Genomic DNA, 12073 nt, shown 5'->3' with positions numbered 1-12073 from the left:
TAGCAGAAATTAGATATACTTATTAGCTTTAGTATCACCATATTTATCAGCAAATAAGTGATTTGTAAAACTTTAAATAGAAACATGAAGATAATATCTTATAACGTAAATGGTATTCGGGCAGCAATTAATAAAGGGTTCTTAGATTGGTTAAAAAGTGCAAATCCAGATGTTATTTGCTTGCAGGAAATCAAGGCTTTAAAAGAACAATTAGATCTGGATTTGTTTGTTGAAGCAGGTTATAAATATAACTATTGGTTTAGCGCAGAGAAGAAGGGATATAGCGGTATAGCGATTTTAAGTAAAATTGAGCCAAATCATGTCGAGTATGGCACGGGAATTGATTCAATGGATGCAGAAGGAAGAAACCTTAGAGCCGATTTTGACGGTCTTTCGGTAATGAGTTTATATCTGCCTTCAGGAACAAATGATGCCCGCTTAGACCATAAGTTTGAGTATATGGATATGTTTCAGGAGTATGTTAATAATCTAAAAAAGGATATTCCTAATCTGGTTATTTGTGGCGATTATAACATTTGTCACGAAGAAATCGATATTCATAACCCTAAAGGATTAAGTAAAGTATCTGGGTTTTTACCAGCCGAGCGTGAATGGATTGGTGCTTTTATAGATAGTGGGTTTGTTGATTCGTTCAGACACTTAAATAAAGAAGCCGACAATTATACATGGTGGAGTTATCGTGCCAATTCTAGGGCCAATAATAAAGGTTGGCGTTTAGATTATGCGATGGTTGCAGAGCCGTTGCAAGAAAAAATAAAAAGAGCCGTTATACTAAAAGATGCAGTGCATAGTGATCACTGTCCTATTTTAGTAGAAATAGAATAATAGAGTTAGTTAAAATACAAACCAAAGAGAACTTAAACATGATTAAAAAATTTGTTTTAGCAGCATTAACCTTATCGTTTTTAGCATCGTGTGTATCGCCAAAAGTGTATAAAGATTTAGAAAATAAATACAATAGTTTAAAAAAGGAAAATCGTAAGCTTCTTTTAGAAAACGAAACCCTTTTAGACGATAAAACAGTTTGTGAAAACGAACTTAGCAAATTAAAAGATTCTTATGCAAGTGCGGTGGAACAACGTGACCGCTTACAAAGTGATTATAATGCCACTAAAGCAAATTTAGATAACCTTAAAGCTTCTTATGAAGCCTTAGAGCAAAACAGTTCTAAAGCTATAGCGGCCAATTCGCAAAAGAATCGTGAGTTATTGGCTGAGTTAGACGCGAAGGAACAAGCTTTAAATGCTGAAATTGCACGTTTGGCTAAGTTAAGATCGGAATTAGAAGAGCGTTCAGCTCGTGTAGTTGAGTTAGAACGTTTAATTGCTGAAAAGGAAGAGGCTATGACAGCTTTAAAAGACGCAATATCTAAAGCCTTAACCGATTTCGAAGGTAAAGGATTGACGGTAGAACAGAGAGATGGTAAGGTGTATGTGTCTATGGAGAATAAATTATTATTCAACTCAGGAAGCTGGGCAGTAGGTGTCGATGGTCGTCGTGCTGTACAACAATTAGGTAGTGTACTTGGACAAAACCCGGATATCGCCGTACTAATTGAAGGACATACCGATAACGTGCCGTATTCAGGTAATGGACCATTAATTGATAATTGGGATTTATCTACAAAGCGTGCTACAGCTATTGTGAATATCTTAGCAGAAAACGACGATATTTATCCTGAAAACCTTACAGCAGCCGGTCGTGGTGAATTTGCGCCTGTTGCAAGTAACGAAACTCCGGAAGGACGCGCTAAAAACCGAAGAATAGAAGTGATTTTAACTCCGAAATTAGATGAGTTATCTGAGCTTTTAAATGAGTAAGTAAATTATAAGATTAACATAGATTTAAGCCTTTCAGTTTCCGGTAAGCTGAAAGGTTTTTTTATCTTTAATTTTTAAAATAGCTTCACAGAAATTATTCAGAATGATGAAATATACAACCATACCAAAAACCGATATAAAAGTTAGTAAAATTTGTTTGGGAACCATGACCTGGGGAAATCAAAATACAGAAGCCGAAGGTCATGCACAGTTAGATTATGCTCTGGAACAAGGTGTCAATTTTATCGATACTGCCGAAATGTATCCGGTGCCAGCTAGTCCGGAAACGCAGGGAGAAACCAGCAGAATTATTGGTAGTTGGTTAAAGAAACGCGAAAACCGCGATCAAGTGGTGATTGCGAGTAAAATTGTTGGTCGGTCAAGTGATTATACGGCTCATATAAGAACTTCTGGTTTACAAGGAAATGCTATTGCCGAGGCCGTTGATAATGAATTAAAACGCCTGCAAACTGATTATATAGATGTGTATCAAATTCATTGGCCAGAGCGCGAAACCAATACGTTTGGCAAACGCGATTATGTTCACAATCCGGATGATGAATGGACGGATAATTTTAATGAGGTACTGCATAAGATGGATGAGCAGATTAAAGCAGGAAAAATTCGTCACGTTGGGTTGTCTAACGAAAAAGCCTGGGGAACCATGCGTTTTCTAGAAGAATCGAAAGCACATAGCTTGCCTCGCATGAAAACGATTCAAAATGCCTATTCTTTATTAAACAGAACTTATGAAGGTGATTTAGCTGAAATTTCTATGCGTGAAGATATTGGTTTATTGGCGTATTCACCAATGGCTTTCGGAGTGCTTTCTGGTAAATATATTAAAGGCACGGCTGCCGATAATGCCCGATTAAAGTTGTTTCCGCGATTTGCCCGTTACAGTAGTGAGCAATGTACAGAGGCTACTAGACAATATATGAAAATAGCAGAGGATCATGATATGACTTTAGCGCAAATGAGTTTGGCTTTTGTAAATCAGCAACCATTTGTAACCAGTAACATAATTGGAGCAACGTCCTTAGAGCAGCTGAAGGAAAATATAAGCTCTATTGATCTTACTTTAACTAATGAAGTTATGGGCAAAATTAATACCGTTCATGCTGTAATTCCGAATCCTGCAACTTAGTTTTTTAAGAATTTAGATATATAAGAAGCTTAGGTTTAGACCTGGGCTTTTTGTTTTTGCTGATTTACTAATTTTACTACTTCATCTAACTGATTTCTATAAATATAGAGATTGAACTTGTGTTCCGTATTTTGATTAGTTTTTATAAATAGATTGTTTTCAAAATCATAAACAGGAAGAAATAGACTTAGTAGGTCTTCGGTTAAATCTGATTTTTGAGTGAATTTTCCTTCTGATTTTATTTCTAGAATCTCGGAGAAGTTAAACGTTTTTTTTAAACAAATAAGACCAAAGCAGTATTTGTTATTTAAATGCAATGCTTTTTCATCGACTGTAAATTCTTGAAAATATGTAATGAAAAACATGAATAAGATAAAGATGCTAACAGCAAACAAATTCCAGCTAAAATTATTCATTAAGGAATTTATAACCACTATAAATAATACAACTAGTAAGGTTTGAATGCCAATTATTTTTAAGTAGCGGATGGAGGAAAAGGTTGAAAGCATTGGGTAGTCATTATTAATTTTATTTTTAAAGTTAGATGTTTTTATAATATTTCAAAAATATCTGTATTCTAAACCTGTTTTCATTTACTTATTTTACTAAAAATTTTTAAAATCGTTTTTTGTGTAACTTTCCGAAAACGAAATAGTTAATAAGTTTTGTTTGTCGTGCAGGATAAGCTGATAAATGTTAGGTTTTTTAGGGAATTCGAAGTGTAATTTTGAGAGATATTAACCATTTCTTTTAATTATGATTACTCGAATTCATTATTATTTATGTTTCGTTTTTATTATTACATCATGTAATGAGACAGTTAAACACTCCAAGGATATAGCTTTACATACAGAAAAGCATTGGAGTTATTCAGGAGAAACTTCGCCAGAACACTGGGAAGAGATTGAAAAGAATTCGTCTTGTGGCGGAGCGTTTCAATCGCCAATTAATATTATTCATAAAGATGCAGACTCTTTAGAACAATCTCAATTAAAAATACGTTATAACGCAACTACTTTTATAAGTAAGGTTGAGAATAACGGGCATTCCATTCAGTTTGATTTTGAGTTAGGCGATTCGATAAATTATAATAATAAGACTTCTTATTTAAAACAGATACATTTTCATGAGCCCTCAGAACATAAAATTAATGGCGTTGTATATCCAATAGAAATGCACCTTGTGCATCTTGATGATAATGGAGAAGTTACTGTCTTAGGTGTTTTAGGAGAAGAAGGCGAAGAAAGTCAGTTGTTTGAGTTTTTCGAGAGTTTTTTACCTATTAAAGAAGGTGTTTCTAAGGAAATAAACCAGCATGTAGATTTATCTGGTTTATTGTTAAATGAAAAGCAATACTATTCTTATAAAGGATCTTTAACAACACCGCCATGCACAGAAAATGTAAACTGGGTTGTTTTTAAAGAGCCTATTATTCTTTCGGAAGCCGAAGTGCTTAAGTTGAGAAATAATATGCCCATTAACAATTATCGTAACGAACAGCCGTTAAATGGAAGGAAAGTAGGTTACAATTATTAAAAGCTATAAAAAAAAGAAACCCCTAACTAGAAATAGCAGGGGTTTTTTTAAGATTATTTTACCTGGTTACCATCTTTGTCAAAAAAGTGATATTCTAGGTATGTGTAAGCATCTCTTGGTAAAATTTTAACCCATTTCTTATGTTCAAAAAACCATTTTGAACGTATAGATGGAAAACCTTTTGTTAAAAAGGCTGCTATAAAAGGATGTGTGTTTAATGTCAACTTTTTATAGTCTTTTTTTAATAGTTTTTCAAGATCGTGTGTAATGTTTTGCACGATTCCTATCGGTGCTTCTACCTCAGAATTATTCATAAGTTCATCAGGATTTTGTTCCCTGGTTTTTATGTTCATTTCTGGGCGTACACGCTGTCTTGTAATTTGTATCAATCCAAATTTACTTGGTGGCAGTATTTTGTGTTTCGCTCTGTCATCTTTCATTTCATCTCTAAAATGATTAAAGAGCTTCTGCCTGTTTTCAGCATTAGTCATATCTATAAAGTCAACTACAATAATACCTCCCATATCGCGTAAACGCAATTGTCTGGCAATTTCGGTAGCGGCTATTAAGTTAACCTCTAATGCGGTTTCCTCTTGGTTGTTGGCTTTGTTAGAACGGTTACCGCTGTTTACATCTATAACATGCAGGGCTTCGGTATGTTCTATTACCAGATAGGCACCCTTGGCCATAGAAACGGTTTTGCCAAACGAGGTTTTAATTTGTCTTTCTATTCCGTATTTTTCGAAAATAGGAACATTTGATTGATACTGCTTAACTATTGATTCTTTATTAGGTGCAATTTCGTGCACGTAATCTTTAATTTTAATGTAAAGCTCTTCATCATCAACATGAATTGCTGTAAAGGTGTCGTTAAAAATGTCTCGTAATATAGACGAGGCTTTGTTCATTTCACCTAATACTTTACTTGGATGATGGGCTTTGTGTAGCTTTTTGCACATTGCAGTCCAACGACTTAACAAATTCTGCAAATCTTTATCTAGTTCAGCTACCTTTTTGCCTTGTGCTACCGTACGAACAATAATACCAAAACCTGGAGGAGTAATGCTCTTAACCAGGCGTTTTAGACGTTCTTTTTCTTCTTTGTCTTCTATTTTTTGTGAAATAGAAATACGACTAGAAAAAGGCACTAAAACAATATATCTACCGGCAATAGAAAGCTCAGAGCTTATTCTAGGACCTTTGGTAGAGATTGGTTCTTTTACTATTTGTACTAATAGCGACTGATTTGATTTTAAGACATCGGCAATTTTACCGTCTTTATCAATATCCTTTTCAAATGGGAAATTTTTTAAAGAAAAATCTTTTAGTTTACCTGTGCTTACACTTTTTGTGAATTTTAGAAGGGAAGGAAGTTTTGGTCCTAAATCATGATAATGCAAAAAGGCATCTTTCTCGTAACCTACATTAACAAATGCAGCATTTAGACCAGGAACAGCTTTTCTTATTTTGGCTATAAACACATCACCAACAGAAAAGTTATTACCACCTTCGTCTTTCTGTAATTCAATTAGTTTTCCATCTTTTAATAAGGCAAAATCAACATCATCGGAACTAGATCTAATGATCAATTCTTTATCCATTTAGTTAATTTTTATCCATACTTTCTAGGCTATAGTTTATAATTTTCTGTTTTTTCAGCAAACTGCTAATAGACTAAAAACCAGTAACTAGAACTTAATTGTACAGATGGATTATACATAATATTTTATCTGATGCCAGTAATAGCAACAGATTTCACAGGATTTTTTTAAATCCGTGGAGTTCAGGAAAAGCACAAATGTGCTCACATTCTCTTGAACTCATTTCAAAGAACGTTTTGTTTTGTAAAACCAAAAAAAGTAGCTGTTAACTACTTTTCTTGATTATTTTTTCTTTTTGTGACGGTTAGCGCGTCTACGTTTCTTACGCTTGTGCGTAGCAACCTTATGTCTCTTACGTTTTTTACCACTTGGCATAAATAGTGTTTTTTAAATTAATAATTTCTTTTAAATGTTTCGTTATTTAACCTCTACATTAGTTTTAACGCCTTCTACAAAAACTTTAGCAGGCTTAAATGCAGGAATGTTGTGAGATGGTATTTTAATAGTAGTGTTCTTAGAGATATTTCTACCTGTTTTTTCAGCTCTAGTTTTGATGATGAAACTTCCAAAACCTCTTAAGTAAACATTATCTCCCGCTTCTAAAGATGATTTTACTTCTTCCATAAATGTTTCAACCGTCGCTTGAACATCACCTTTTTCAATTCCTAATTTCTCAGAAATTTTTGCTACTAAATCAGCCTTCGTCATTTTAATATATTTTTTTAGATTACTATAATTTTAAAAGGGATGCAAATATAGGAATTAAATATTCAATATTTCAAACCTAATTCATTAAAATTTAAGATTATAAACGTTTATTTTTGTTCGCTGTATTTATTTGATTGATGATATTTTATAAAACTTTAAACAATTGGTACTCAAATAATAAGCGTGAATTGCCATGGCGGCAAACCACAAATCCGTATTATATTTGGCTATCAGAAATTATTTTACAGCAGACACAAGTCAAGCAAGGACTGCCATATTACAGCGCATTTGTCGCCGAATTTCCGTCTGTTTTCGATCTTGCCAATGCCGACGAAAGTCAGGTTTTAAAATTATGGCAGGGACTGGGATATTATTCCAGAGCGCGAAATTTACACGCATCAGCAAAATATGTCGCCAATGAATTGAAAGGCGAATTTCCAGATACCTATAAAGACTTATTAAAATTAAAGGGCGTGGGAGATTATACCGCTAGTGCCATTGCTTCTATTTGTTTTAATGAGGTTGCCGCGGTAGTAGATGGTAATGTATATCGTGTACTCTCTCGATATTTTGGCATAGATACACCTATTAATACTACTACAGGGAATAACGAGTTTAAAGCACTAGCTCAGGAATTGATAGATAAAAAAGATCCGGCGACCTTTAATCAGGCTATTATGGAATTTGGTGCAACACATTGTAAACCTAAAAACCCAAAGTGCGATACCTGTCCGTTTAAAAATAGCTGTTTGGCCTATAATAAAGGTGATGTTGAAAATTTGCCAGTGAAGTTGAAAAAAACTAAGGTTAAAACGAAGTATTTTAATTTCCTTGTAATTCTTTCAAATAACAATCAAACTATTTTAGAACAACGTCAAGGAAAAGGTATTTGGCAAAATCTGTATCAGTTTCCTTTAATAGAAACCAAAAACGAAGTGGCTTTTGAGGAATTTAAAAGTTTGGTAAAGGAGCATTCTATATTAAAGGATAAAACCTTTGAGTTATCCTTGTATAATAAGGAGGCTATTGTACATAAATTATCGCATCAGCATTTGCATACAAAATTCTGGATTGTAAAACTTGATGCACCATTAAATAATGGTGTGGCTTTAGAAACCGTATCCGACTATGCTGTACCTATATTAATAGGGAATTTTATTGAGGCTTTTAATTTTTAATTGGGTTATATATGGCTAGTCGCAATTTTTTTTTAATTTTAAAAAAATGGAAATCGATTCTAAATAATGAAAAGCAATTCTTTAATTTTGCTTTGTATAAACTATAATATATGTCTGGAACTTTAAATAAAGTAATGTTAATTGGTCATTTAGGTGACGAGGTGAAAATGCACTATTTTGAAGGTGGTGGATGCGTGGGGCGTTTTCCTTTGGCTACTAATGAAACATACGTTAGTAAACAAACTAACGAACGTGTAACCAATACCGAATGGCATAATATTGTTGTTAGAAATAAAGGAGCCGAAATTTGCGAAAAGTATTTAAGCAAAGGAGACAAGGTGTATATTGAGGGGCGTCTTAAAACCAGAAAATGGCAAGACGATTCAGGTAATGAACGTTACTCGACCGAAATTCAATGTACAGATTTTACATTTTTAACTACTAAAAAGGAAAGTGAAGCACAACAAGCAGCAGCCTCTAATACGCCAAGTGCATCAAAGCCTGAAAAACCAGTAGAAAATAAACCTGTTTCAAGCGAACCTATAGAAGATGACGATCTTCCATTTTAAGAAAACGCCAGAAAGCGTTTATGTTTAACTTAAATATTAGTATTTGGACCCTGAGCCCGCCAGTTTTAGTAGTTTAATAGCAGCAGTTGATTATTCAGTTGTTTTTGGTTTTGTGTTATTATTTATACTGCTATGTTCTTCAGCACTTATTTCTGGAGCTGAAGTTGCCATGTTCTCACTTTCACGTAGCGATATTGAAAAAGGTTTAGAGGAGAAGTCTAGACCCATTCAAATCATTTCAGAGTTGTTAGATCGACCTAAGAAATTATTGGCGACCATTTTAGTGGCTAATAACTTTATCAATATTGCAGTCGTTATTTTGTTTGCCTACTTAAGTAGCTTTGTGTTTTCAGGAATAACATCGGCCTTAATTAAGTTTGTGATAGAGGTGGTTATTGTAACCTTCTTAATTTTATTATTCGGGGAAATTTTACCTAAAATTTATGCCAGCCGTAACAATTTAAAGTTTGCGTTGTTTATGGCGTATCCTTTAAAGGTGCTAGATGTTTTATTGTCACCTTTAAGTTTGCCAATGCGAAGCGTAACTTTAGCGATTCATAATAAATTGGGAAAGCAAAAGTCTAATTTAAGTGTCGATCAGTTATCGCAGGCTTTAGAGTTGACCAGTGAAGAGGATACGACCACAGAGGAGCATAAAATATTACAGGGTATTGTAAATTTTGGTAATACTGATACCAAACAGGTGATGCGCCCGAGAATTGATATTTTTGCGCTTAATATTGAACAAAAGTATGCCGATGTTCTTGCCGAAATTATAGACAATGGCTATTCCCGAATTCCGGTGTATCAGGATAATATCGATACGATAAAAGGTATTCTTTATGTGAAGGATTTATTGCCATATATCGATAGGAAACAGTTCGATTGGACCAGCTTAATTCGTGAACCGTTTTTCGTGCCTGAAAACAAAAAACTGGATGATTTAATGACGGAGTTTCAGGAAAAGAAAGTGCATTTAGCAGTTGTGGTTGATGAGTATGGAGGAACTTCAGGGCTGATTTCTTTGGAGGATATTATTGAAGAAATTGTTGGTGATATTAGTGATGAGTTTGACGATGAAGATTTAACCTATTCAAAACTCGATGATCACAATTTTGTGTTTGAAGGGAAAACAGCGCTGAAAGATTTTTATAAAATTATTAAAATTGAAGATGAAACGATTTTCGAAGAAAATAAAGGCGAAGCAGAAACGATTGCTGGTTTTGTTTTAGAGATTTCGAAAAGCTTTCCGAAGTTAAACAGTAAAATAAATTTTAAAAATTTCGTTTTTAAAATTGAAGCTTTAGATAAGAAACGTATAAAGCTTGTAAAATTTACCATTCTTGATGAAGAATAATATTTACTTACTCTTATTTATAGTACTATGTATGTCTTGCGGCGAGGATTATGTACCCAAGCCAAAAGCCTTTTTAAGATTAGATTATCCGCAGCACAAATACGCTAGGCCTGATTTTACAGGGTTGCCGTTTTCGTTTGAAACCAATAAACTGGCAACCGAAGTAAATGTAAAACCTATGCGATCAGCAACCGAGAGTTACGGTATAGATTTGCAATATCCTTCAATGAAAGGAACCATATTTGTAACTTATAAGGCTATTAATGGTGATAAAAGAAACTTGGAATCTTATTTAAGAGATGCGCAAAAATTAACTTTAGAACACACGATAAAAGCAGACGAGATTCCGGCATTTCCGTATGAAAATGAAGAACGAAAAGTTTACGGGGTGTTATCAGAAGTAAAAGGCGATGTGGCCTCACCAACACAGTTTTATGTTACTGATAGTGTGAATCATTTTTTAACGGGGTCATTATACTTTTATGCAAAACCCAATTACGACTCCATATTACCGGCAGCTAATTATCTGCAAAAAGATATTGAACATATAATGGAAACTTTAAGGTGGAAATAAAAAAAGCGTCTCGATTTCGAGACGCTTTTTTTATATGTTATTAGTAAATGTTAAGCTTTTTCAGCACAACAAGCTTTTTTACAATCTTGATCACAAGCCGCTTTTTCTTCAGCTGTTTTATTTGCACAACATGCTTCAGCGCAATTCGCATCACAAGCTTTACCAGTTGAAAAACTATCAACAGTTTTCATGTCGCTAACTTTGTAGGTATCGCTAACAAGCGCAACAGTTTCAGTTAAGTTTTCTGGAGTAACCATAGCTTCGTTATATTCTACCATGGCTAATTTTTTGTCAAAATCTACTTTTGCAGATTTTACACCATCCATCTTAGCCAATTTATTTTCAATGGTTTTAGCACACCCCATCATACAAGTCATGCCTTCAACAGTAAACTCTGCTTTAGCGTAAATGGCATTTGGGTCTAACTTTTGAGCAGTATTGGCTGTAGCAACTTCAACAGTTTTTATTTCAGCTTCAGCTTTATTCTTGCAGTTAAAAGCGAGAAGAGATAATAAGGCGATAAAGAATATGTTTTTCATTTTCAATGATTTTAAAAGGTATTAAGAATCACAAAATTAGTAAATAATACGGTTTATTGCTTTTAGAAATTCTAATTTTGTGGCCTAAAACAAAAAAGCTAGGTGAAAAGTCAAAATTTAAAGTGGGTATATTTATTTATACTCTCGTTAATCTGGGGGAGTTCTTTTATTTTAATTAAAAAATCACTTTTAGGGTTAACACCGATGCAGCTCGGGGTTTTGAGAAATTTAATAACGTCTTTAATTTTATTGGCTTTAGGGTTTAGAGGCTTGAAAAGTGTAACCTTAAACGAATGGAAGTGGTTAGCTCTCTCGGGGCTGGTAGGGTCTTTTATTCCGGCATTTTTATTTGCTATTGCAGAAACTGAAATTGATAGTGCTGTAACTTCAGTGCTAAATTCTTTGGTACCCATGCATACGTTTTGGCTGGGGTTGGCCTTTTTTAATATTCCGTCTTCTAAACGTCAGTTTTTAGGTTTAGTTATCGGGTTTATAGGATCTTGTATTTTGATGTTGAATGGCGCTGATCTCAATCCGAGTCAAAATTATTGGTATGCTGGATTTATACTTTTGTCTGGTTTAATGTACGGGTTGAATGTGAATATAATCAAACGTTATTTACATAACGTCAAACCATTAACCATTGCGGCAGGAAATTATACGGTAATCTTTTTTCCGGCCATAATTATGTTGTTCTTTGTAGATTTCTTTTCAGAAAAGACATTTAGAAATCCAGAGTTCAAAATGTCCATGGTGTATATAGCAACCTTGTCCTTTTTTGGTACAGCGATGGCAAAAATCATGTTTAATAAACTGGTTAAAATCAGTACGCCTGTATTTACGTCGTCGGTTACTTATGTGATGCCTATCGTTGCTTTAATGTGGGGGTTTCTTGATGGTGAGCGGTTTAGTTTGGTTCAGGCAGGGGCTAGTTTTGTAATTCTTTTAGGTGTTTTTTTAGTGCATCGCCGACAGTAACTTTCAGATATTCAGTTGTTAATAATTGAATTTAAATTATTTTTT

General features: G+C 34.0%; 12 protein-coding genes and 1 pseudogene. 9 read left to right on the top strand and 4 right to left on the bottom strand.

The window, feature by feature from the left end:
* The first annotated feature begins 84 nt into the window (after nucleotides 1-84).
* The 3 genes from RBH94_RS04535 (at nucleotide 85) to RBH94_RS04525 (ending at nucleotide 2988) form a co-directional block, all read left to right on the top strand.
* The gene (locus RBH94_RS04535; protein WP_307882567.1) at nucleotides 85-846 is read left to right on the top strand and encodes an exodeoxyribonuclease III; all 762 of its coding nucleotides are present in this window, start codon (nucleotides 85-87) and stop codon (nucleotides 844-846) included.
* A gap of 38 nt (nucleotides 847-884) precedes the next feature.
* Nucleotides 885-1841, top strand: a complete 957-nt coding sequence (locus RBH94_RS04530; RefSeq protein ID WP_188222875.1) for an OmpA family protein — start codon at nucleotides 885-887, stop codon at nucleotides 1839-1841.
* 106 nt (nucleotides 1842-1947) lie between these two features.
* Nucleotides 1948-2988 carry an NADP(H)-dependent aldo-keto reductase gene (locus RBH94_RS04525; protein WP_307883138.1) on the top strand — a complete coding sequence of 347 codons (1041 nt, stop codon included), beginning with the start codon at nucleotides 1948-1950 and terminating at the stop codon, nucleotides 2986-2988.
* A gap of 35 nt (nucleotides 2989-3023) precedes the next feature.
* Here RBH94_RS04525 and RBH94_RS04520 read toward each other — a convergent pair whose 3' ends face one another.
* The gene (locus RBH94_RS04520) at nucleotides 3024-3404 is read right to left on the bottom strand and encodes a hypothetical protein (RefSeq protein WP_307882566.1); all 381 of its coding nucleotides are present in this window, start codon (nucleotides 3402-3404) and stop codon (nucleotides 3024-3026) included.
* Nucleotides 3405-3744: 340 nt separating this feature from the next.
* Here RBH94_RS04520 and RBH94_RS04515 point away from each other — a divergent pair, with 340 nt between their 5' ends.
* The gene (locus tag RBH94_RS04515; protein ID WP_307882565.1) at nucleotides 3745-4524 is read left to right on the top strand and encodes a carbonic anhydrase; all 780 of its coding nucleotides are present in this window, start codon (nucleotides 3745-3747) and stop codon (nucleotides 4522-4524) included.
* A 53-nt stretch (nucleotides 4525-4577) separates the two neighbouring features.
* On the opposite strand, the gene RBH94_RS04510 is transcribed toward RBH94_RS04515, so the two are convergent.
* Both RBH94_RS04510 and RBH94_RS04505 read right to left on the bottom strand, forming a co-directional pair.
* Nucleotides 4578-6125 carry a ribonuclease E/G gene (locus RBH94_RS04510; RefSeq protein ID WP_188222877.1) on the bottom strand — a complete coding sequence of 516 codons (1548 nt, stop codon included), beginning with the start codon at nucleotides 6123-6125 and terminating at the stop codon, nucleotides 4578-4580.
* Between the two features lie 417 nt (nucleotides 6126-6542).
* Nucleotides 6543-6842, bottom strand: a pseudogene (locus RBH94_RS04505) (HU family DNA-binding protein); the annotation flags it as partial.
* Between the two features lie 128 nt (nucleotides 6843-6970).
* On the opposite strand from RBH94_RS04505, the gene mutY reads away from it, so the two are divergent.
* The 4 genes from mutY to gldD all read left to right on the top strand — a co-directional run bounded on the left by mutY (nucleotide 6971) and on the right by gldD (nucleotide 10511).
* Nucleotides 6971-8011: an A/G-specific adenine glycosylase gene (mutY, locus tag RBH94_RS04500; protein ID WP_307882564.1), complete on the top strand. Its 1041-nt coding sequence runs from the start codon at nucleotides 6971-6973 to the stop codon at nucleotides 8009-8011.
* A gap of 110 nt (nucleotides 8012-8121) precedes the next feature.
* The gene (locus RBH94_RS04495; protein ID WP_307882563.1) at nucleotides 8122-8580 is read left to right on the top strand and encodes a single-stranded DNA-binding protein; all 459 of its coding nucleotides are present in this window, start codon (nucleotides 8122-8124) and stop codon (nucleotides 8578-8580) included.
* Between the two features lie 43 nt (nucleotides 8581-8623).
* Nucleotides 8624-9937: a gliding motility-associated protein GldE gene (locus RBH94_RS04490; protein ID WP_188222880.1), complete on the top strand. Its 1314-nt coding sequence runs from the start codon at nucleotides 8624-8626 to the stop codon at nucleotides 9935-9937.
* Nucleotides 9927-10511, top strand: a complete 585-nt coding sequence (gene gldD, locus RBH94_RS04485) for a gliding motility lipoprotein GldD (RefSeq protein WP_307882562.1) — start codon at nucleotides 9927-9929, stop codon at nucleotides 10509-10511. Before RBH94_RS04490 ends, gldD begins: the two co-directional genes overlap by 11 nt.
* A 50-nt stretch (nucleotides 10512-10561) precedes the next feature.
* On the opposite strand, the gene RBH94_RS04480 is transcribed toward gldD, so the two are convergent.
* The gene (locus RBH94_RS04480) at nucleotides 10562-11050 is read right to left on the bottom strand and encodes a heavy-metal-associated domain-containing protein (RefSeq protein ID WP_307882561.1); all 489 of its coding nucleotides are present in this window, start codon (nucleotides 11048-11050) and stop codon (nucleotides 10562-10564) included.
* Nucleotides 11051-11152: 102 nt separating this feature from the next.
* Here RBH94_RS04480 and RBH94_RS04475 point away from each other — a divergent pair, with 102 nt between their 5' ends.
* Nucleotides 11153-12028, top strand: coding sequence for a DMT family transporter (locus RBH94_RS04475; RefSeq protein WP_307882560.1), 876 nt, complete (start codon nucleotides 11153-11155; stop codon nucleotides 12026-12028).
* Nucleotides 12029-12073 lie beyond the last annotated feature (45 nt).

Source organism: Aestuariibaculum sp. YM273 (assembly GCF_030908365.1).
Classification (GTDB): Bacteria; Bacteroidota; Bacteroidia; order Flavobacteriales; family Flavobacteriaceae; genus Aestuariibaculum; species Aestuariibaculum marinum.
This window is presented reverse-complemented; position numbering and strand designations above follow the sequence as displayed.